Source organism: Chryseobacterium sediminis (assembly GCF_008386505.1).
Taxonomy (GTDB): Bacteria; Bacteroidota; Bacteroidia; order Flavobacteriales; family Weeksellaceae; genus Chryseobacterium; species Chryseobacterium sediminis.
In genome coordinates this window covers 2,157,235-2,179,483 of sequence record NZ_VUNZ01000001.1, presented here as the reverse complement: position 1 = coordinate 2,179,483, position 22,249 = coordinate 2,157,235, and the positions used below count along the sequence as shown (strand labels likewise).

The window sequence follows — 22,249 nt, the reverse complement described above, 5'->3', positions numbered from 1 at the left end:
TTAATCTTCTTGTGTTAAATCAATAAAACCATCTGTTCCCCCTCCAGGTATATTAATCTCCAGAACAGACCAAACAAAACCGTCAAAAGAAATTATTCCGAAATTTTCAATCGTAACTCCTGAAGCATTTTCGTAAACTCCACTCCCTGCCCAAAACCATTTTGCTGATCCCGGCTTAACAATAATATTATCAGTAGGTCTTACAATTCCTCCAAAGGAAGAATTTGCTCCTGAACCTTTAAGCAATTCTATCTGCTCCCTGTTTTCTTTGATGTAGTCTACGATTTTCTGAAGCTTATCAAGGTTATCATCATTCGAGGTTAGTATTTCGTTGATTTTTGCAGTCAGCTCAAGCATTTCATTATCTTTTGCCTGAAGTATATTTACAATTTCCTCGATTTGCTCCTTTGTATAGACATTTCCGGTCTCTTCATCATTGTCTATAGTGGCGGCTAGTTTGATCTTTAATTTTTCTTTCCATTCTTCCACATTTCTAGCAGTAAGATTGGATGCATTAAGTTTTGCGAGCACTAAATCGTGTGCGCCTTCATCTTGCAGATGATTTGTAAAAGTTGTGCTGGATACCGTTTTTTGAAAAGTTTCATTTAAACCCATTACCTCATCCATCTTGATATTTTCATCTAAATGACGGAATGAAGAAAAGGTCTGCTGAAACTGCTGTTCTGTGGGGATATCACCCTTTTCAAACCAGCTAAATATTGTTTTTAATGGTACTTTCATTATTATTGGAAATTAGTTTTTATAAAATTGATGATTTGAGGGAAAGTCTATTCTTGATAGACTTATTGTAGGTAAATAGAATTCTATTTCTTTTGAACAATTATTGATTTTCGCCCTCTTTTATCGTACTGTCAATTAGTGAATTATTAATAGGGTTACAACTTAGAAAACTTATATTTTCGCAATGTTTTTTTTGTAATTTTATTTTAAATCAACTACATTTTTTTACATTTTTTCTATGCTGTTTTCTTGGTGTATTTTTTTGACTCCAATGATCATTCACATTCTTTAGAGTGCAAATTTCATTGTTTTTTGGTCCCTATAAAAGTTTTTTGACCTCGCTATCCTGTAGTTGCAGTAAGACGTATTTTTAACCGAAATAAGAAGGTGTGAATTAATAATCAATTCATCAATATTTTATATGAGTACCATACATGGGATCAGTCTCAAAAGTTGTGGATGTAGTGTTAAGTTTTTAAATTTGGAATATATATATATTCCTGATAAACTGGTAAAACTCTTACTTCAGGATTTTTAGTAGAGTCCTTTGATATCATAAAAGCAGAAGAAGTTGATGGAGTGCTTCCTATCGATTTTAAGGAGAAGAATATCATTCCCCAAGAATTCACCCATCGTCTGTATCATTCTAATGGTTTTCACTCTTCGGTTCTTGTTGAAGATTTTCCTTTGAGGGGAAAACGGGTTCTGCTTCATATCAAAAGGAGGAGAAGGATTGATAAAACTACTGGAGAATCATTATAGAGAGAGCTTAGCCTTTTATGACTAATTCAGTATCTCCTTTTTTTATTTTTCAAAAAGGGAATAAAAAACAAAAACCACCCTTAAAAAAGGATGGTTTGTAGACCCACAGGGATTCGAACCCCGACTGACGGTACCAAAAACCGGAGTGCTACCGTTACACTATAGGTCTGTTTCTATGTTGCGAAATTATAGAATTTATTTTAAATATGAAAATCAAAATTAAAGATTAATTAACATAATACTGGAGTAACTGCTTTACTTATTGATATCCAAATAATTATTTTTGAATAAAAAAAACAAAAAAATAGTTTTTAGAGGAAAATAGCATAATTATGAATGCTGTTTGTTTAATTTTAAGAAGAATGTTTATTGTGGATTCTTCGATGAACAGTAGCTTCCAGCCTCCCTCTTCCAGCTCCCATCCTCAGAAGTCTCATTAAATAATAAAGTCTTATCTTTGCAAAAAATTGGGCTCCAAAAGTTGGAGTAACCCATTAATAACATATCCTGAGCAGAAGCAGAAGGATTATTAAACATTTTTTATGTCAAATATTGTCGCAATCGTTGGACGTCCCAACGTAGGAAAATCCACGCTTTTTAATCGTTTATTAGAAAGAAGAGAAGCTATTGTAGATTCTACAGCCGGTGTTACCAGAGACCGTCACTACGGAAAATCAGACTGGAACGGGGTAGATTTTACTGTAATTGATACCGGAGGTTATGATGTAGGTACAGATGATATCTTTGAAGAGGAAATCCGTAAGCAGGTACAATTAGCTGTAGAAGAGGCTACTTCCATTATCTTTATGATGAATGTGGAAGAAGGACTTACTGATACAGATTATGAAATTTACAGATTATTAAGAAGATCCAATAAACCGATTTATATCGTTATCAATAAAGTAGATTCTGCCAAAGAAGAACTTCCGGCAACAGAATTCTATCAGTTAGGAATTGATAAATATTACACTATTTCTTCTGCTACCGGTTCAGGAACAGGAGAAATCTTAGATGATATCGTTAGAGACTTTCCAACAACAGAATATAAAGATCCTTTTGAAGGATTGCCTAAAATCACCATTGCAGGGCGTCCAAACGTAGGGAAATCTACAATGACAAACGCTTTGCTGGATACTGAAAGAAATATTGTAACAGATATTGCAGGAACTACAAGAGACAGTATTCAGACTTTATATAACAAATTCGGGCATGAGTTTGTACTGGTAGATACTGCAGGGATGAGAAGAAAATCAAAGGTAAGCGAAGACCTTGAATTCTATTCTGTAATGAGATCTATCCGTTCTATTGAGTATTCAGACGTAGTTATCATTATGGTGGATGCTACACAAGGATGGGAATCTCAGGATATGAACATCTTCGGACTGGCTCAGAAAAACAGAAAAGGAATTGTAATCCTTGTTAATAAATGGGATTTGATCGAAGACAAGCAGACCAATACAATGCGTGATTTTGAAAAATCAATCAAAGACAAAATCGGTCAGTTCCAGGATATTCCTATCCTATTTGTTTCAGCTTTAACGAAACAAAGAATCTTAAAAGCTGTAGAAGTAGCAATGGAGGTTTATGAAGACCGTAAGAAGAAAATTAAAACTTCAAAATTGAATGAAGTAATGCTTCCGATCTTTGAAAATACTCCACCACCAGCATTGAAAGGAAAATATATCAAGATCAAATATTGTGTTCAGCTTCCTACGCCGTCACCACAGTTTGTATTCTTCTGTAACCTTCCGCAGTACGTGAAGGAACCTTATAAAAGATTTACTGAAAATCAGTTGAGGAAAGAATTCGGGTTTACCGGAGTTCCGATTGAAGTATATTTCAGACAAAAATAATAAGAACAAGTGTTCACTGAAACTCCGGCAAGCGAAGCTTGCCGGAGTTTTTTATAAAATTACAACGGGATTTCTCATTTAGCTCAATCTTTCAATTCGTTTTTTAGTTGTAATTTTGCAGGAATTAATATCAATTAACTGAAATTAAAAATAAAATTTTCATGCTTACTATTTTATCGCAACACTTTTCTCTTGTCAATGAATGGATTAACGAACTTAGAAACGTTAATATCCAGCATGACCGAATGAGATTCAGAAGAAATATGGAAAGAATCGGAGAGATTGCCGCTTTTGAAATCAGTAAAGGTCTGGAGTACAGAGAAGTTGAAATTCAAACTCCTTTAGATACAATAAAAAGCAGGGAAATTGCTGTACAGCCTGTTATTACAACTATTTTAAGAGCAGGAGTTCCTTTGTTTGAAGGAATTCTGAGCTATCTTGACAGAGCAGACTGTGGTTTTGTGGCAGCCTACAGAAAACACGATGCAAACGATTATTTCTCAATCAAACAGGATTATCTGACATGCCCAAACATCGAAGGCAGACCTTTAATTGTAGCAGACCCGATGCTGGCTACTGGTGCTTCTTTAATTGAAGCCATCAAAGACCTGCTAACCAATGGAAATCCAACCCAACTTCATATTGTCGCAGCTATTGCTTCAAAACAAGGCGTTGAAACTATTCAGAATGCCTATCCTGAAGCTCACATCTGGGTAGGAGCTATTGATGAAGAGCTAACATCAAAAGGGTATATTACTCCTGGTTTAGGAGATGCGGGAGATCTTAGCTACGGAGAAAAACTTCAAAGATAATTTAAGAAAGATTCCAGAAATCTTTTATTAAGTTCAACAATAGACTTGGTCGTACTTTATCCAGTGGATGTTTTGTATCTGGAAGTACGGCCAATTTTGCATTCGGAAGACTCCTGTAAACTCTGGAACTTTCTTCGATGGTTACCATATTATCTTTATCACCTACCATGATTTGAACGGGAATATTAATCGTTGCAAGATTATTTTCCAACGGAGGATTTTTACCTAAATCAATCATCAGATCAGCAATAGCGAGAAGAAGCTGCTTCCACTTTGATCCGTGCTGTGATTCTAAAAGTTGGGCATACTGTGGAATTTTCTCAAGAATGACATCAGGATTAAGCATTTTACTTTCTTTTAAAGCTTGCTCCTCAGTCCAGTCAAACTTTGTTCCCAGAGTGATAATAGAATTTACATTTTCATGACTCTTCATTGCATAGCAAAGCGCTGCATAACCTCCCATACTATGACCGAAAATAAATACATCTGCCAGATTATTCACTTCACAATATTCTGATAATTCCTGAGTATACTTTTCAATACTAATTCCTTCAGCCGGAAGTTCCAAATCTCCATGACCTGAAAACAAAGGAGTGTGTACAGTAAAATACTGAGATAATGTATTCAGATAAGGTGTAAAAATGTCGCTGTGACCTAAAGCTCCATGTAATAAAAGCAGATGTGGCATAGTTGTTTAGTTTCCGGAAAATTAGGAAAAAGAATTGAATGGAAAAAATTGAATGAGTGATTGTGTCGGAGGGGCTGAAAGTTCTGGAGTTTGAGAATATTTTTAAACATGTTTCCGTGCTGAAAATCCCTAGACCTCGAATCTCGAACCTCATACTCCGCAACCCCTCTCAAAGATCCATTGCCATTACCAGTACACTCACTTTATTAGTTCCGGCATTTAAAATCTCCCATGCAACCGATGAAATGGTATTACCTGTGGTAAAAACATCGTCAACAAGAAGAATATGTTTCCCTGAAACCGGTTTTGTAACAGAGAATGTATTGACAGTTTCCAATCTGTGTTTTTTATCTTTTAAAGCCTGTGCCTTGGAATAATGATTTCGTTTGATTAATTGATGATCAAAAGGGATGTCATAAAATGCCCCTAAAGTTTCAGTAAATAAATGAAGCTGATTATATCCGCGTTCCTTGAGTTTCTTTGTGTGAAGAGGAACGCTCACCAACAAATCTGGTTTTTCGTTCTTAAAGTCCAGGCGTTCTGTTGTCCAGTCTGCAAGGATCTTTCCTGCTTTTTCGCGCCCTTTGTATTTCAGTTCATGAATAATCTGTCGGCTTAGGCTTTCCTCCTCAAATTGTAGTAAAGCAAACGTGTTTTCAACAGGAAAAAACAAACTGCATTTTTCCTTAATCGGATTATTTTCAAAATAGGAATAATGGGTAAAGTAAATCTTGCTAAAACAAAGATCACATACCAAAAGTTCAGAATCAATGATTCTGTTGCAATGGATGCAACGGTTTGGAAACAATATATCCAGTATCATAAGTGTGTTTTGTACTAAGATATAAAAAAATGTCAATTTTGGCTTCGCAAAGTCAATAATGAATTTATTATTAATGCTAATATTCGCAAAGTTTGTTGCTTTCGTATTGCTCGCAAGAGCATTTCATTTAGCTGGGGGAAAGTCTTTTTGAGTGTAACGCCATTGCGATCAAAATACTCTAAAGTATAATAGAAAACTTTGCGAGCTCAGCGTTTAAGATTAACACATTGGCCTTAGGGTTAAAACAAGAAATTGAGTATTCACAACCCCGCATCACGTATCTCTAAAACATATTTAAAATTCACAGCGAAGCAGATTGACGATTCCATCATTCACCCTTTAATTCTCAAACCTCTTCCTTATCTTCTCCACAGAATTTTTCATACTCAGATTAAAATGTTCCTTTTCCAGTCGTACAGGCGGTGCTTGTCTCACTTCACAATCTGCAATGCTGCATGATTCACAGGTAACTCCTACATTGATTGTTTTCAGAGAAGGAGATTTTATGAAGCTTATTTTTTTGATCGTTTGAGAATTCAATAAAATACCTAAACAGTAACTTCTGTTGCTTCCATCCGAAAAAGGATTTTTTTGTGAAGTAGAAATAACCAGATAGCTTATTCCCTGATCCTTATAATGAGAAATCTGAGCGTCCGTAAGAGTTTCATTTTCTTTTAAATGATCAAGATTCTTCACGGCAATCCATCTTCTGCAATAGTGTTCGTTCATTGCGTTGGCATGAGGAGCTTGCTGATGATTCAGGTGAAGTTCTTTTAAAATCTGAATCTTATCTGAATTTTTCTTTTTAACCAGACACAGATAAAATAAATCCTTAATTCCCATTTCAGCCGAAAGAATATTAGTCAGGCGGTAGTAGAAAGTTTCAGGAGAACGGGTAAAACTGTTGATAAGATTCTCAAAATTTTTAGATTCCCAGGTATTATGTTGGAAAAATTCAGATGTTTTCTCAATGACTGGCTCTTTTGAAATCAACAAAGCGCCTGCAAAATAAGAAGCGTAAAAATTATTAAGAATTTCCTCAAAACTTCCGAAGTCAAGCCATGAATACGTATTCGGGCGTATTTTTAGTTCCAGAACATTGAATCCGATTTCTTTAGCAAGGATAAATGTTTTCTGATCCTTTTCCAGTTTTTGGTTCAGCAGTAATAATTTTTTCTCCGGAATAAAAAGCGAGCGAAGGTTGTCCAAAGTCCCATATTTCTCAAAATCTTCAGATTGAATCGTATAGCTGAACTTTTCTGCAAGAATTTTTTCCAGAATCTCAGATTTTAAATTTTTGTTGGGTTTTACATTATTCTCCTGAGTAAACAGACTTACTTTTTCTTCAATTTCCGGAAAATAATTGTCATATAACTCCTGGAATGACCTTAGCACTGCAAAATAAAATCTTTCCTTTCCAAGATTGTAATTCTGGGAAATCTCGATCAGTGCATTGATGAAAGCCGTCACTTTTTTGGGAGCATCACTGATGATACTGATGAGATTGTTTTTATTGATCCCAAATAGCTCCAATGGAACTTCTTTAAAAAAATCAGACTGCAGAATTTCATTGAAAGGTGCCAGACTTTTATCGAGTTTGGTGGAAACCAGATCATCAAAAGTACAACTCAATGCTTCAGAAAGTTGAATGATCTTATCATGTTTGGGATATTTTTTTCCGTTTTCAATTTCGTTAAGGTAAGATTTTGATAATCCTGTCTTTACGGCAAGATCCTGCAGAGACCAGTTTTTCTTTTGTCTCTGCTGTTTCAGTTTTAACCCGAAAACCGTTTTGATAAAGTCGCTTTCTGAATTCATTACTCAAATATAAATAATTAGATGCGATTATTCGCATAATAATTTTTAAATAAATTTAGCGAACGTTCGCTGTTTGTGAAAATTTTTATTTATGTTTGTAGTATCAAATCACAAAATCAATATGTTATGGAAACCAAGACTCAATTAGAAATAAAAGCTCAGAAGCAGTTTGAAGCAGTTTTTACTCCGGATTTGGCAGATTTTCTGATTGCACTTCATCAGAACTTCAATCATAAAAGACTTGAACTTTTAAAAGAAAGAAAAAATACACAGCAGCATTTTGATCAGGGAAATCTTCCTCAATTTTTAAAAGAAACAGAAGATATCCGAAATGGAAATTGGGTATGTGCCTCTCTGCCGGAAGATCTGTCAGACAGAAGAGTAGAGATTACAGGGCCCGTAGACCGTAAGATGATTATTAATGCCTTAAACTCAGGAGCTTCTACATTTATGGCAGATTTTGAGGACAGCAGTTCGCCGGTTTGGGAAAACTGTATTCATGGGCAGATTAATCTTTCTGATGCTATCAATCGGACTATTGATTTTGTAAATGAAACAGGAAAAGCCTATAAGCTTAATGAAAAAACTGCAGTTTTACTGGTTCGTCCCCGTGGGCTTCATCTTCCTGAGAAACATATTGAAATCAATGGTGAAAAGGCTTCCGGATCGCTGATTGATTTTGGACTGTATTTTTTCAGAAATGCAAAGTCGCTTTTAGAAAAGGGAAGTGGTCCTTACTTTTACCTTCCGAAACTGGAACATTATAAAGAAGCCCGTTGGTGGAATGAGGTTTTTGTCTTTGCTCAAAACTATCTGGGAATTCAGCAGGGAACAATTAAAGCTACAGTTTTAATAGAAACAATTACTGCTTCATTTCAGATTGATGAAATTTTATTTGAATTAAAAGAACACAGTGCAGGACTGAACTGTGGCAGATGGGACTATATTTTTTCCTATATCAAAAAATTCAGAAACCTTCCGGAGTTTATTGTACCGGACAGAGATCAGGTGACCATGACTTCTCCTTTTATGAGTGCCTATTCAAAAAGAGTTATTGAAATATGCCATAGGAGAAATGTACACGCTATCGGCGGAATGGCAGCTCAAATTCCTGTAAAGGATAATGATGAAGCCAATAATATTGCTTTTGAAAAAGTAAGAAATGATAAAGAAAGGGAAGTGAAAAACGGTCATGACGGAACATGGGTAGCACACCCTGCATTAGTTTCAGTGGCAAAAGAAATTTTTGACAAGCATATGCCTTCCAAAAACCAGATTGATAAAAAATTTGAATATCATATAACAGAAAGTAACCTGTTGGAAATTCCCAAAGGTAATATTACCGAAAAAGGAGTCAGAAAAAATATCAACGTAGGGATTCTTTACCTCGAAAGCTGGCTGATGGGAACCGGTGCTGCTGCCATTTATAATCTAATGGAAGATGCCGCTACTGCAGAGATCTCAAGAACACAGATCTGGCAATGGCTGAAAAATGAAGCGGTGCTGAGTGATGACAGAACGCTGACCCGAAATATGATTTTACAGTGGGAAAGCGAAGAAATGGACAATGTTGAAAAGTATGTAGGTGAAACCCGTTTCAAAAACGGAAAATTCAACCTTGCCAAAGAACTATTCAATGAATTGATCTTCTCTGAAAAATTTGAAGAATTTCTAACCCTTAAAGCTTATCCTTTTATTTAGGAAGAATTTTGGTTGCTGGTTTTATAGTTGCTGGTTGAAAACCAGATCATCAATTAACAAGTAACAATAGAACCAGCATCTAGCAACAAAATTACTCTCAAAGCTAATCAAACAAAATCCAAATATTATGAAAACAAGACAAGAACAAATCCAGGCTATAGAGCAAGACTGGTTGACAAACCCACGCTGGAATGGTGTGAAAAGGCCTTATACAGCAGCAGAAGTTTTAAAACTTCGCGGTTCTTATACCATAGAGTATACCATTGCTACGGAAATGTCCAAAAAATTCTGGAATAAATTAAATAACCAGGATTATGTGGCAGGACTTGGAGCGCTTACAGGCAATCAGGCGGTACAGGAAGTAGATGCCGGACTGGAAGCTATTTATCTTTCAGGATGGCAGGTGGCGGCAGATGCTAATCTGTCAGGAGAAATGTATCCGGATCAATCATTGTATCCTGCCAATTCAGTACCTTCTGTAGTAAAGAAAATTAATAATGCCTTATTGAGGGCAGATCAGGTACAGTCTGTGAGCGGAACCGGAGATAAAGAATATCTGGTACCTATCATTGCAGATGCAGAAGCAGGTTTTGGAGGTAATCTGAATGCTTTTGAACTGATGAAGCAGATGATAGAAGCAGGAGCCGCTGCCGTTCACTTTGAAGATCAGCTTTCTTCAGCAAAAAAATGCGGACATCTGGGCGGAAAAGTATTGGTACCTACTCAGGAAGCTGTCAACAAACTGATTGCTGCACGTCTGGCAGCCGATGTATTGGGAGTACCGAGCCTTATTATTGCAAGAACAGATGCAGATGCAGCAGATTTACTGACTTCTGATATTGATGACAGAGATAAAAAATTTGTAACAGGTGAAAGAACTGTTGAAGGATTCTATGTAGTAAGAAACGGAGTAGAACAGGGAATCGACAGAGGATTGTCCTATGCTCCATACGCTGATCTGATCTGGATGGAAACCTCAAACCCGGATCTGGAGCAGGCAAGAAGATTTGCAGAAGGAATTCATGCAAAATTCCCTGGGAAAATGCTTGCATATAATTGTTCCCCTTCATTCAACTGGGCTGCAAGGCTAAGTGTGGAAGAGATGTCTACTTTCCGTGAAGAGCTGGCAAAAATGGGCTACAAGTTCCAGTTTATTACATTAGCAGGTTTCCATGCTTTGAATACGGCAATGTTTGAATTGGCATTAGCGTATAAAGAAAGAGGAATGGCCGGATACTCAGAACTGCAGGAGCGTGAATTTGCCCTGCAGCAGAAAGGATTCAGAGCGGTGAAGCATCAGTCTTTTGTAGGAACAGGGTATTTTGATGAAATACAGAATGTTGTTACAAACGGTTCCTCAGCTACCGTAGCGATGAAAGATTCTACGGAAACTGCACAATTCCATTAGTCATTTTTTTTCCATATTTTTTGATGTTAAACCTTCTTTATTGGGAAGGTTTTTCTTTGTTTAACACGTTTTGGAGTCTATTTTTAATTTATTTAAGTTTCAGATAATAAAGGGATAAATCTCATAGGATAAGTAATTGAAATTTGAATTATATTTGGGGACGAAAAAATTATTAAAAATGAATTTAATCAAAGTACTTTTTATTACATTAGGATTAACACTTACTGCAAATGCTGCAAAAGCTCAACAGAAAATTGGAAGCGTGAACACTGATGATATTTTTGCAAGTTTATCTGAAGTAAAAACAATAAGTGCAACTGTAGATAACCTGACAAAAACCAAGCAGACTGAAATTGAAAAATTAATCACGGATTATCAGACTAAGCTGAAAGCAGCACAGGATAAAGAAAAAACTTTAAGCGAGGCTAATAAAGAAGCGGTAACTAAAGAACTGATTGCAGCACAAACAGAATTGCAAGGGTTAGGTAAAAAAATTGAGGAAGCAAGAGCGCAGGCTGCTAAAGATATTTCTGCAAAGCAAAATGAATTGTTTACTCCATTACAGCAAAAAGTAAGAGCGGCTATTTCAGCTGCTGCTAAAGAAAAAGGGATCAATTATGTTTTTGACATTGCCTCTCAGGAAACCAATAATCTTGTTTACAATGATGGAAGTGAAGATATCACTGCTCTTGTGAAAAGTAAATTAGGAGCTTCAGCAACTACTGCTAAACCTGCCGGGAAATCTAAATAATAATTCAATATACTGAATATTAAAACGGAATCAGATTCATTGATTCCGTTTTTTTATGGGCAAAAGTGTGGAATAATATGAAGAGAGTTCTGTTTTAAAATGATAAATTTGAGTAAACTTTCAGGAGCATGAATTTAATGTACGAAAAACAAATAAAGGTAACGGAAGAACATATTGATCAGAACAACCATGTAAATAATGTACAATATGTACATTGGGTGGAAGAAGTGGCAGCGGAACACTGGGATCTTTTAAAACATCAAACTGAATATGTAAACGATGCCTGGATGCTTCTGGATCACCATATTCAATATAAAAAACAGGTGTATCTGAATGATAATATTACAGTAAGAACCTATCCCATGACCCCTGAAGGAGCCAAACAGCCAAGAAAAGTCGAATTTTACTGCAATGATGAACTTGTGGTAGATTCAAGTACACTTTGGATTCTCTTCGATCAGGATACCAAGAAGATCAAACGTCTGGGTAGTGACTGGCTCGAGAAGTTTTTTTAATAAGGGAAGAAAAGAAATAGGCTGATTTTAATTTATTAACATGGAGTTTGAGTATAAAAAGTATAAAATTTTAGGTAATTTGATATATGGATATTTTTATCTGTGCTTTACTATTTTTATTTCTGTTTTTATTTTGCGGAAAAGTGTTTTGGAGTGGGTTGATTTTCAATCATTTAAAATATTTCCTGTGATTATTCCAATTTTTATATTTTCTTTTCTTACTTACCTTTTTTTAGGTACAGCTCTCATCAGGAGAAAATATTATCTGCAGAACTTAAAAGAAGAAGCTAAAATAAATATTTTAGGGCAGCAGATTATAATATTTGATAAGCAGAGCAGAAAAGAAAAAGAAATAGATTTTAGTAAGGTTAAAGCAGTTGAGTTGTATTATTCCTGGAACTCAAACGCATTTTCATCGGATTTAGGCTATTCTAAAATTATTCTTGAGAACAGTGAACCCCCTATTTTAATTACTCAGAACAATATTGATCAGTACCACATCTATAAAATCTTTAAAAATAAAGTAACAGTGAATAAATCAAGATTTGCTAACAACTTATAGAATTCCTTATGTTATTGGCTTTAAATTTGTTGCTTACCGGATGGTATTATAAATCAAAAAAACTATATAACATGAAGTTCTTTTATTCACTGGCTTTGCTGTTTCTTAGCATGGCAGGTTATGGTCAGGAAAATCCTTACTTGTTTTCTGATGATATTAATAAGAAAGTGGAAGATCCCGCCCAAATCCAATCCTGGAGAAGTCAGATGGAAGCAACATATTACTCTATAAGCGGACAATATAAATCTGCACTGGAAAGCTGGGACCAGACTTTCGGAAGGGTGAAAAAGCTAAGCTCTGCAGACAGTCTGAAATTCACAAAATTAATTCCAGTCAATGCAAAAGACTATATTCTGGAAAAAGCCGCCAACGAGAAAATCATCATCATCAATGAAGCTCATCATAATGCCAGCCACAGAACCTTTGCATCTTCTTTACTTCAGGGTTTGTATGACAGGGGATACCGGTATTTAGGAATCGAAACACTGGAAGGTGATTCTCTAAATATCGTAAAATTTGCAACCCTCAACAGTGGATATTATTCCAAAGAACCGGAATTCGGAAACTTTATTTACCATGCGCTGAAAATGGGGTTCAAGCTTTTCCCCTATGAAGCTGAAGGCAATAATAAAGAAAGGGAAATTGGAGAAGCAAAAAATATTTCCGATTTTATGCAGCAAAACAAAGATGGAAAATATTTGATTTATTGCGGATATCAGCATGCTTATGAAGGTATTCATAAATCGTGGGAGAAAACGATGGCTGGCCGACTTTCAGACTTGACCGGCATCAATCCATTTACCATTGACCAAACTCAGTTTTCAGAAAAAAGCTTATTGAAGTATAATGAACCACTTTTGAGATTGGTAAACAATACTGTTCCTGTTATTTTGAAAGATGAAAACCAAATAATCTATAACGGTGAGGACAAAGAATTGTACACAGATATTAAAATCATTCATCCCGTTACAAAATACATCAAAGGAAGGCCAGACTGGATGCTGAAGGAAAACCGAAAGTTTTATAAAATTCCGGCTGCTCAACTTTCAACATATCCGGTTATGGTTTTTGCGTACCGAAAAGGTGAATTTGAGCAAAAAGGAATTCCCGCAGATATCATTGAACTCAATAATTCTAAAGACAGCCGTTTTTTAATCCTTGATAAAGGAAATTATGACATTGTCATTAAAGATAAAGAGTACAAAGTCATTCATAAATTTGAAAAAAGAATAAAATAAAGTTCAGTTAGAAATAAGTTAGATAAAATGAGGCAATGAAAAATAAGTTGAGGAAAATCATTATTAATAATATCGAGTATCTGTACTCTGTAACAGATCAATTTCATTCTGAAACAGAAACCAATACTCTGACTATAAAAATATTTCTAAGTGGCCAGAAAAAAACTCCTTTGATTATCAAATTCCTGACCGCTGATGATTATATAATGGGACAGCCTTTAAAATCAGGGATTAAGCTGGTAAATAAAATGACGGGCTTGGAAGATGAGGTTAATCTTAATGAACCCAAATACATCAAACAGCTTATTGTATTGGGATTAAAAAAAGGATGGTCGGGGACTCATTCAATAGAAATACAAAACGGACTTCATTATTTAAATGAATTAGGTTTTGAAACAGATAAATTGATTCCCGGAAAATAAAGAGTTTTTCCCTCCATGTAATATAATAACACCAGCAATTGTTTTAATAGAGAAATACCAAACAAACATTACCATGAAGCCTTCTATTTTAACGATACTTTTTTTAAGCTTTTTCTTTACAGGTCATAGTCAGACAGCAGATCAGTCAAAAACAATTGATAGCTATATAAAAAAGGTTATTCAAATTAATGAGATACCTGGAATGGCTGTAGGAATCGTTACGGATAATAAAGTGACCTTCCAGAAATACTATGGAACAGAAACCTTAGAAACAGATAAAAAAGTAGATGCCAATTCTATGTTCAGGGTCTATTCTACTACAAAATTGATGTCAAATGTTGGGCTCTTTCAGCTTATAGAGCAGGGAAAAGTTTCTTTGGAAGATAAAATCTCAAAATATATAGATAATGTACCTGCAGAATGGCAAAATGTTCGTGTGAAAAACCTTTTATCACATTCTTCGGGATTACCGGACTGGATTAATTTTAGTGATATTACAGTAGATACAGCTAATGACGAAGTGATTGCCCGACTGTCAAAAGAAAAGATGGAATTTGAAACCGGAACTGATTACAGATATAACCAGACCAATTATATGCTGATATCTATGATCATCGAAAAAGTAACCGGAGAAAAATTTGAAGAGTATATCCTGAAGAATCAGTTTTCAGGCTCTAAAAATCAGGTGGTGTTTTCATCTAATTCTATTGAAAAAATTCCCAACAGAATTGTAAAATATATTTATAACAAGGATAAACATCAATATGATAAATCTACATTTGTAGAAGGGAGAAGAGCGCATCCCGCGAATGGTCTGGCCATTACCTTACCTGCTTTTTTACAATGGAGTATCCATCTCAGCAAAAATGATTTTCTAAAACCTGCCACACAAGAGCTGATGTGGAAACCATTTGAATATAAAGATAAAAATATCATCTTTACTCACGGATGGGATATGGGAACTTTTAATAATATAAAGTCCTATCATTTTTCTGGCGGAAATGTGAGTGCCTACAGAATTTTCCCCGACAAAAATATGGCTGTTATATTGATGTACAACGGATATAAAGAATTTGCGGTGATGTATCAGGTGATGAATCAGATTGCAGGGATCATGGATAAACGTTTGCTAAATCCTTATACATTGGCGGAAGAATATACAAAGTCTGAACCTCTTATTCATCCCAATCTTAAAAAAGAAATCTATGGGTATCGTACAGAAAAGGATAATGTCGTTTTTTTCTACCAATTTCCTGAAAAGCAAAGCGTGGAATTTATCAAAAATGTTTCAGTTACCGGCTCATTTAATGATTGGAATCCTGATGATAAGACCTACTATATGAATCTGAAAAAGAACAATACTTTTGAGTTGGTATTGCCAAAATCTCAGTTTGAAAAAGGGAAAACCTATCAGTTCAAATTTGTAATGAATAAAAACGGCTGGCTTTCTGTACCTTACAATGCCATCAATATTGATGGAACTGCGGATAATAATTTAACCTTTAAAATCGACTAAAAAGATATATTAATATCGCTGTAATAGAAAGAGTCTTTTCTGTGTTAAGCGGTTTTATTATATCTTTGCAGTATGATACGTATTACAAAAATTTTTACATTTGAAACAGCTCACGTACTGTACAACTACGATGGGAAATGTAAAAATATGCATGGACATTCCTATAAGCTGTTTGTAACAGTGAAGGGGAAACCGATCAATGATATTGAAAATCCTAAAAATGGAATGGTGGTAGATTTCGGAGATATTAAAAGTATCGTAAATTCCGAAATTGTAGATGTATGGGACCATGCGGTTCTTGTAAATGCTCTGTCTCCACACAAAGAATTAGGAGATGATCTGGAACAGAAAGGGCATAAAGTAATCTATTGCAGTTTTCAGCCAACCTGTGAAAATATGTTGTATGCTATTGCTGCTAAAGTAAAATCAAAACTTCCTGATGGAATTTCTTTAGCCTATCTAAAACTTCATGAGACAGAAAACTCTTATGGAGAATGGTTTGCAGAAGATAATCAATAATTTACCCCAAAACTCAGAAAGTGTTAAAAACAACAATTAATTTAGAACCTGGAAAAAAAGTATATTTTGCTTCAGATCAGCATTTTGGGGCTCCTACTCCAAGTGAGAGCAAAGTGCGTGAAGAAAAATTTATACGCTGGATGGATGAGATTAAAGAAGATGCTCAGGTTTTGTTTTTAATGGGTGATCTTTTTGACTTCTGGCATGAGTGGAAACATGTAGTTCCCAAAGGATATATCCGGGTACTCGGAAAAATTGCAGAACTTAAAGACAGAGGAATTCATATCTATTTCTTTGTCGGAAACCATGATCTGTGGATGAAAGATTATCTGGAAGAGGAAATTGGCTGTACTGTTTTTTATCAGAAACAATATTTTGAAATGGGAGGAAAGCAGTTTTTGCTGGCCCACGGAGATGGGCTGGGACCTGGTGACAAAGGATATAAAAGAATGAAAAAATTATTCACAAATCCGGTGGCACAATGGTTCTTCAAATGGCTTCATCCAGATATTGCGATGAAAATTGCATTATACCTTTCCCAGAAAAATAAAATGATTTCCGGAGAAGAAGACAAAGCATTTCTCGGAGAAGATAAAGAGTTCCTGATCATTTATTCCAAAGAAAAACTGAAATCTGAGAAGATAGACTATTTCATCTATGGACACAGACATCTGCCAATGGTGCTTGATCTGGAACAGAATTCAAAATATATCAACCTTGGAGACTGGATTTCCTATTTTACTTACGGGGTTTTTGAAAAGGATTTTGAACTGAAGACTTTTGAAAAATAAAGCAAAAAAATTACCCCTAAAAAGAGGTAACTTTCGAACGGGCCGAAACCCACTCTTGTTTTTAATCCATATTCCGTTCAGGTATGTGCAAGAAGCTTACCAAAATATGATTTGTAGATTAAAAAATTATTAAATATTAATATTTTATCTTTATAATTGCCCTATACTGAGGTTATAATGCGTTCAAAAGGTTATGGAATTAAAAAATATATTCAATATACAGACTGAACAGGATTTCCTGAATGCATCATTGAAAACATTTCGTTATCAATATGAAAATGTTGAAATATACAGGAAATTCGTTGACTTTCTGAATGTCAATCCTGATGAGGTGGACGGCTTGGAGAAGATTCCGTTTTTGCCTATCGAAATGTTCAAAAACCATCAGATTCTGGATAAAAATGTAACAACGGATCTGTTTTTTCAAAGTTCAGGAACAACACAGATGAATTTATCAAAACATTTCATTGCAGATCCGGAACTGTATGAAGAAAGTATTTATAAAAGTTTTGAACAGTTTATCGGGAAACCTGAAGATTTTATTTTTCTGGGTTTACTTCCAAGTTATCTGGAAAAGCAGAATTCATCACTGATTCATATGGTAGATTATCTGATGAAGAAATCTGCTAAGCTGGAAAACGGATATTTCCTTTATAACCATTCTGATCTTTTTGAATTATTGAATAAACTTCAGGATAAAAAAGTCATTCTTTTCGGTGTTTCTTTTGCTCTTCTTGACTTTCTGGACTACTGTCATTCTGAAAGAAGCGAAGAATCTCTGGATTTTCTTGAAAACTTAGTAGTCATTGAAACTGGAGGAATGAAAGGCAGAAAAGAAGAAATGACCAAAGATGAACTGCTGAAAATCTTACAGGACGGTCTTAAAACAGACAAAATTTATTCAGAATACTCCATGACAGAACTGCTTTCACAGGCATATTCTCTTGGAAATAATGAATATGAATGCCCGAACTGGATGAGAATTATGGTTCGGAATGCAGAAGATCCTTTGGCCTATGAAAAAGAAGGAAGAACCGGAGCTATTAATATTATCGATCTTGCCAATACTCATTCATGTTCGTTTATTGCGACACAGGATTTAGGTAAAATTGTAGGTGACAAATTTCAGGTGCTGGGAAGAATAGACCATTCTGATATCAGAGGATGTAGTCTGCTGGTAAGCTAAAAAGCTGAATGGAAAGGCAATTGTGAATAGTCAATTCGCTTCGCTTGTCAATTTTGCTGAGTGAAACGCCTTTGCGAACATTTTAAACAGCTGGTAAACTAAAAAACTTTGTGAACATTGCGTTTATAATACTTATTATTAACGGGATCGGATCATCATAAATACACTTTACATTGTACAATTATATTCATGATCAAAATAGAAGAACTCATACACGCTTATATCCACTCCCATTGTGATTTTGAAAAAGAAATTGTACTGACCAATTATTTTCAGGCCGACTGGGAAGCGGATATTCTCATCATAGACTCAGAAGGCGGAAGTCATGAAATTGAGATCAAGTTTTCTAAAAGTGATTTTAAAAATGATTTCAAAAAATCATATCTCAATAAAGATACCGGAGAAAAATTTCTGAAACATGATAAAATTTCCTGTGGTGATTATATGTGTAATTCTTTTAGCTTTTTGCTCCCGATGGGAATGGTAGATGCTGCTCTCATTCCGGAACACTGCGGAATTATTGAATTCTATCACAATGCAGATACCTGGGAAACCGAATTTTATCTGATCCGCCAGCCTAAAAAACTTCACGAAGATTCTTACTGGAAACTGAATGATAAAGATCTTTTTATCAGAAAAATGGCTTTAAATCTTCTTCAGCGTAAAATGGAGATTAAGGGTAAACATGAAGAGCTGATCTTCAAAAATCCTTTTGACATCAAAAAACTGAAATAAGATTAATATTTTTTTTAACGCAAAGCTTAAATTCTTATTGATAAGCTTTAAGGATGCAAAGAAGGAATCAATGAGATTGATTCTTACGAAGCAAACGTTATAATTAGCTTCATCCACGACGTAGTCGTAATCACTTTGCTCCCTTCACTAAAAGTCCTTCTTCATAAAACTTTGCGTTTACAAAGAATTTCAAAATAACTTATTCAAAATCAAAAAATAATAAAATCCTGCCGCCTGACAGGATTTTATTATTGAATGTTATTTTAAAAATTAATCTGCAATTTCTGCAGTATCTCTCTGAAGTAAAAACTTGTAGATCAATCCTCCTACAACTCCTCCTAAAATAGGAGCTACCCAGAACAACCAAAGTTGTGACATAGCAATTCCTCCCATGAAGACAGCCTGTGAAAGGGATCTTGCAGGGTTTACAGAAGTGTTCGTAATAGGAATAGAAATCAGGTGAATCAAAGTAAGAGCAAGACCGATAGCAAGACCAGCAAATTTACCGTTAGCCCATTTATCTGTAGCTCCCATGATCACAATAAGGAAAAAGGCGGTTAATAAAAACTCAGCAAGGAACGCGGCTCCCATGCTGAAAGCTTTTCCGTTATAAACGGCCTCACCGTAAAAGTTCGTGGCAAAATCTCCGGGTTTTGAGAATTCTACCGCTCCTGCACCGTTGAGAATTGTATACAGACATCCTGCTGCTACAATGGCTCCCAGACACTGGGCCACGATGTAAGGAATAAGATCTTTTGCCGGAAATCTACCTCCTGCTAAAAGTCCGAAAGAAACTGCCGGGTTAAAGTGTCCTCCTGAAATATGACCTACAGCGTAAGCCATCGTAAGAACAGTAAGACCAAAGGCCAAAGCAACTCCTAGAAGTCCGATACCAATGTCGGGAACGCCGGCTGCGAAAACAGCGCTTCCACACCCTCCGAAAACAAGCCAAAATGTGCCGAAAAATTCAGCGAAAAGTTTTTTTATCATGTTGTTTATTGTTTATGTATCTCAAATGTAAAATTTAAATCTTAAAATAAAAAGTTAAAACTGAAAAAAAAATTCAAAAAAGGGTGAACAAAAATTACAAAATCGGTAATTTGGTGTAAAGTTTGTTTGGGATTTATTTATAGAGTATGATAGTCGGTTTTGAAAGAGGTAACATAAATGTTTTATTTTTCATTTGTAATTTAAAAGGATGGTGAATGAGAAAGTTTTTGTGTGTGGTCTTTGTGCCCTTTATTTATAGTTTACATTATTCGCAGGCAGCAAAAAAGGCTTTTCCCTGCTATGATCTTACTACTGTATTGAAGGTAGAGCCTACGCCTCTTTACAAACCCCATCTTGATGCCTCAAAGAGTTTTGGAGTACAGCTGTTGAAAGACTCCAAAACGGTACAAAAGTATATTAACAAAGGCAAATTTCACAAAATAAAAAAATCAGGTAAAGGATATCAGGTTCAGAGACTTGATTATAGCAGAGCTTATATGGTATCCAAAGCCAAAACTACTTTGGAAAAAATAGGTTCCAAATTCAGCAAGGATACAAAAGGCGGTACATTTACTGTATCCTCTATTACCAGAACTCTTGAAGACCAATGTAGATTGAGAAGAGTGAACTCAAATGCCTCACTAGGGATTAGTTCTCACAATTATGGTAACTCTTTTGACATTTCTTATGTAAGATTCAATAATGTTCTGAAGTATAATCCGAAAATGGAAATAGCACTGGAGAAAGTTTTAAAGTACTATCAGAATGCTGGTAGAATATATTACATTAAAGAAAGACAACAGAGCTGTTATCATATTACAGTGAAAAATTATTAATTAAAAATCTTACTTGCATAGGATGTTTAGTTTATATATTTTTATAGGACTAAAAACTATGCTTATGTCAACATTAAACATTGTAGACTATATGCTGCCTGTAGAAGAATGTAGAGCAGCATCAAACGAATGGAAAGCGTACTTCTCCGATTTTTCCAAAATTCAAAAGCTGATTCCTACCAACTATGTTTTTAATATTTCCAGTGAACACCTTGAATGGATGAAGGGTTTCAAGGATTATAAAGACTTTTGTGCAGCAGTAGGAGTTTATAGAGATCGTCTGATTATTATTTTTTATCCTATGGATAATGAAGGGGTAAAAATAGATGTCAAAGAATATCCGTACAGCTTCCTTACTGAGCTTGACAGAGATTTGAGACTACAGGAAGTTCAGGAATATACAGTGATTAGAAACGCTGTTCTTTCTAAAAATCTTGAGAGTACAGAGAAGAATGCTAATATGGGATTCCCGGTTTCCAATGCACCTATTCTTGAACAAGATATAGCTGTATCAGCTATTGAACGTTGGAGAAACGAAGGTATGGAGTGGTTTTATAAAGAATGCAGAGAAAATGAAGGCATTGGAATTTTCAGAAAATTCTATGTTCCTACCGCAGACCTTTGCCTTGATGATGATGGCTTACTAGGTATTACCTGTTCTTTTGGCCTTAGATACAATGATATCTATGGGAAAATACTGGTAACTCTTATTTTTATTTCTTCCCGAGCAAATCTTAGAAATTCTGAACTGGGAGCAGAGACTGTTTCCAATACCTATGACTGGGCAAAACCATGTCCTCCTATCTGCCGTATTCCGGATGTAGATGTTGGAAGTGGATTTTAAAATGATAAACTGAGGAATGGCTGGACTTTATAAGACAATTTTATTCCTGAACTATGCACTGCTTCTATCTGTAATACTGCTGGGAGCAGCAAAATATCGCATATTAACCCAAAAAGAAAAGCAGTATTTTCATTGTATTGCTTTTCTTTTTTTTATTGAACTGCTGAATCTGGCGCTGCCCTATATTTTCAGACTCAATGATACATCATTTCTTTATCCCTTTTATATCGCCGGAGAGTTTTTTCTTCTGACAGGTTTGTTCATCAGAAAACTGGATTGGCCGAAATTTATCCTGGGGATAACCGGAGTGCTGGCAGGAGGTTTTATGATTTCAAAATATGGATTTGATTATCCGTCCAATGCCGATATTGCAAAAGTAGTTTCCAATATTGTAATCATCTGCCTTTCCGGGTTTACCCTGATTCGTGAGATTAAAAATACCTCTGCACAGAATCGTTTTATTCTGGTAGATGCCAGTATTTTTTTCTACTATTCCGTTTCGGTATTTATTTTTATCATCCAGCATCAGATTGCAGAGCTTTCGGAAAACGATTATTATATTATTCTCAGTGCCAATAATATTCTTTCGAGTATTTTGTACTGTTCATTTTTATACACATTTGTCAGATTAAAGAAGTAACTTTAAATATCAATCTGCTGATCCTTATAATTGTTACCATAACAGTTATAGTATCGTTCATTCTGCTTGCTTACCGAGCTTTTATAACCAGGATTATT

The 22,249-nt window shown here is 35.2% G+C and carries 22 protein-coding genes, 1 tRNA gene and 1 pseudogene; 18 read left to right on the top strand and 6 right to left on the bottom strand.

From position 1 onward, the window contains the following. Positions 1–741, bottom strand: coding sequence for a hypothetical protein (locus FW780_RS09955; protein WP_149833438.1), 741 nt, complete (start codon positions 739–741; stop codon positions 1–3). Positions 742–1,284: 543 nt separating this feature from the next. On the opposite strand from FW780_RS09955, the pseudogene FW780_RS22790 reads away from it, so the two are divergent. Then, a pseudogene (locus FW780_RS22790) lies at positions 1,285–1,503 on the top strand (ISAon1 family transposase N-terminal region protein); the annotation flags it as partial. Positions 1,504–1,601: 98 nt separating this feature from the next. On the opposite strand, the gene FW780_RS09950 reads toward FW780_RS22790, so the two are convergent. After that, positions 1,602–1,672: transfer RNA gene (locus FW780_RS09950), tRNA-Gln, on the bottom strand. Positions 1,673–2,045: 373 nt separating this feature from the next. On the opposite strand from FW780_RS09950, the gene der reads away from it, so the two are divergent. Both der and upp read left to right on the top strand, forming a co-directional pair. Then, positions 2,046–3,356 carry a ribosome biogenesis GTPase Der gene (gene der, locus FW780_RS09945; RefSeq protein WP_149833437.1) on the top strand — a complete coding sequence of 437 codons (1,311 nt, stop codon included), beginning with the start codon at positions 2,046–2,048 and terminating at the stop codon, positions 3,354–3,356. A 161-nt stretch (positions 3,357–3,517) separates the two neighbouring features. Next, positions 3,518–4,168: a uracil phosphoribosyltransferase gene (gene upp / locus FW780_RS09940; RefSeq protein WP_149833436.1), complete on the top strand. Its 651-nt coding sequence runs from the start codon at positions 3,518–3,520 to the stop codon at positions 4,166–4,168. 1 nt (position 4,169) lies between these two features. On the opposite strand, the gene FW780_RS09935 is transcribed toward upp, so the two are convergent. The 3 genes from FW780_RS09935 to FW780_RS09925 all read right to left on the bottom strand — a co-directional run bounded on the left by FW780_RS09935 (position 4,170) and on the right by FW780_RS09925 (position 7,497). After that, the gene (locus tag FW780_RS09935) at positions 4,170–4,856 is read right to left on the bottom strand and encodes an alpha/beta fold hydrolase (protein ID WP_149833435.1); all 687 of its coding nucleotides are present in this window, start codon (positions 4,854–4,856) and stop codon (positions 4,170–4,172) included. 169 nt (positions 4,857–5,025) lie between these two features. Then, entirely contained in the window at positions 5,026–5,679 is a 654-nt protein-coding gene (locus FW780_RS09930) for a ComF family protein (RefSeq protein WP_149833434.1), read from the bottom strand. Positions 5,680–6,018: 339 nt separating this feature from the next. Further along, complete coding sequence (locus FW780_RS09925; RefSeq protein ID WP_149833433.1) at positions 6,019–7,497, bottom strand: helix-turn-helix domain-containing protein; 1,479 nt, start codon at positions 7,495–7,497, stop codon at positions 6,019–6,021. Between the two features lie 126 nt (positions 7,498–7,623). Here FW780_RS09925 and aceB point away from each other — a divergent pair, with 126 nt between their 5' ends. The 12 genes from aceB to FW780_RS09865 all read left to right on the top strand — a co-directional run bounded on the left by aceB (position 7,624) and on the right by FW780_RS09865 (position 18,841). Beyond that, positions 7,624–9,198: a malate synthase A gene (aceB, locus tag FW780_RS09920; protein ID WP_149833432.1), complete on the top strand. Its 1,575-nt coding sequence runs from the start codon at positions 7,624–7,626 to the stop codon at positions 9,196–9,198. Positions 9,199–9,325: 127 nt separating this feature from the next. Beyond that, a complete protein-coding gene (gene aceA / locus FW780_RS09915; protein WP_149833431.1) occupies positions 9,326–10,606 on the top strand; it encodes an isocitrate lyase in 1,281 nt (426 codons plus the stop codon). Positions 10,607–10,784: 178 nt separating this feature from the next. Next, positions 10,785–11,357 (top strand): OmpH family outer membrane protein, encoded by a 573-nt coding sequence (locus tag FW780_RS09910; protein ID WP_149833430.1) that lies wholly within the window; start codon positions 10,785–10,787, stop codon positions 11,355–11,357. A 128-nt stretch (positions 11,358–11,485) separates the two neighbouring features. Beyond that, the gene (locus FW780_RS09905) at positions 11,486–11,872 is read left to right on the top strand and encodes an acyl-CoA thioesterase (protein ID WP_149833429.1); all 387 of its coding nucleotides are present in this window, start codon (positions 11,486–11,488) and stop codon (positions 11,870–11,872) included. Between the two features lie 187 nt (positions 11,873–12,059). Then, positions 12,060–12,434, top strand: a complete 375-nt coding sequence (locus FW780_RS09900) for a hypothetical protein (RefSeq protein ID WP_149833428.1) — start codon at positions 12,060–12,062, stop codon at positions 12,432–12,434. Positions 12,435–12,505: 71 nt separating this feature from the next. Next, positions 12,506–13,672, top strand: a complete 1,167-nt coding sequence (locus FW780_RS09895) for a hypothetical protein (RefSeq protein WP_149833427.1) — start codon at positions 12,506–12,508, stop codon at positions 13,670–13,672. A gap of 35 nt (positions 13,673–13,707) precedes the next feature. Then, on the top strand, positions 13,708–14,094 hold the full coding sequence (locus FW780_RS09890; protein WP_149833426.1) for a hypothetical protein: 387 nt from the start codon (positions 13,708–13,710) through the stop codon (positions 14,092–14,094). A gap of 73 nt (positions 14,095–14,167) precedes the next feature. Next, a complete protein-coding gene (locus FW780_RS09885; protein WP_149833425.1) occupies positions 14,168–15,610 on the top strand; it encodes a serine hydrolase in 1,443 nt (480 codons plus the stop codon). A 72-nt stretch (positions 15,611–15,682) separates the two neighbouring features. Next, positions 15,683–16,129, top strand: a complete 447-nt coding sequence (locus tag FW780_RS09880; RefSeq protein WP_047386591.1) for a 6-pyruvoyl trahydropterin synthase family protein — start codon at positions 15,683–15,685, stop codon at positions 16,127–16,129. Between the two features lie 20 nt (positions 16,130–16,149). Next, the gene (locus FW780_RS09875) at positions 16,150–16,920 is read left to right on the top strand and encodes a UDP-2,3-diacylglucosamine diphosphatase (RefSeq protein ID WP_149833424.1); all 771 of its coding nucleotides are present in this window, start codon (positions 16,150–16,152) and stop codon (positions 16,918–16,920) included. A gap of 193 nt (positions 16,921–17,113) precedes the next feature. After that, the gene (locus FW780_RS09870) at positions 17,114–18,106 is read left to right on the top strand and encodes a LuxE/PaaK family acyltransferase (protein WP_149833423.1); all 993 of its coding nucleotides are present in this window, start codon (positions 17,114–17,116) and stop codon (positions 18,104–18,106) included. A gap of 189 nt (positions 18,107–18,295) precedes the next feature. Then, positions 18,296–18,841 (top strand): hypothetical protein, encoded by a 546-nt coding sequence (locus tag FW780_RS09865; RefSeq protein ID WP_149833422.1) that lies wholly within the window; start codon positions 18,296–18,298, stop codon positions 18,839–18,841. Positions 18,842–19,111: 270 nt separating this feature from the next. Here the strand turns inward: FW780_RS09865 and aqpZ are convergent, their stop codons facing one another. Next, positions 19,112–19,828: an aquaporin Z gene (gene aqpZ, locus FW780_RS09860; protein ID WP_034696881.1), complete on the bottom strand. Its 717-nt coding sequence runs from the start codon at positions 19,826–19,828 to the stop codon at positions 19,112–19,114. A gap of 218 nt (positions 19,829–20,046) precedes the next feature. Here aqpZ and FW780_RS09855 point away from each other — a divergent pair, with 218 nt between their 5' ends. The 3 genes from FW780_RS09855 to FW780_RS09845 all read left to right on the top strand — a co-directional run bounded on the left by FW780_RS09855 (position 20,047) and on the right by FW780_RS09845 (position 22,151). Next, positions 20,047–20,667 carry a DUF5715 family protein gene (locus FW780_RS09855; protein WP_149833421.1) on the top strand — a complete coding sequence of 207 codons (621 nt, stop codon included), beginning with the start codon at positions 20,047–20,049 and terminating at the stop codon, positions 20,665–20,667. 64 nt (positions 20,668–20,731) lie between these two features. Continuing rightward, on the top strand, positions 20,732–21,511 hold the full coding sequence (locus tag FW780_RS09850) for a hypothetical protein (RefSeq protein WP_228460116.1): 780 nt from the start codon (positions 20,732–20,734) through the stop codon (positions 21,509–21,511). Between the two features lie 16 nt (positions 21,512–21,527). Then, positions 21,528–22,151 (top strand): hypothetical protein, encoded by a 624-nt coding sequence (locus tag FW780_RS09845; RefSeq protein ID WP_149833419.1) that lies wholly within the window; start codon positions 21,528–21,530, stop codon positions 22,149–22,151. Positions 22,152–22,249 lie beyond the last annotated feature (98 nt).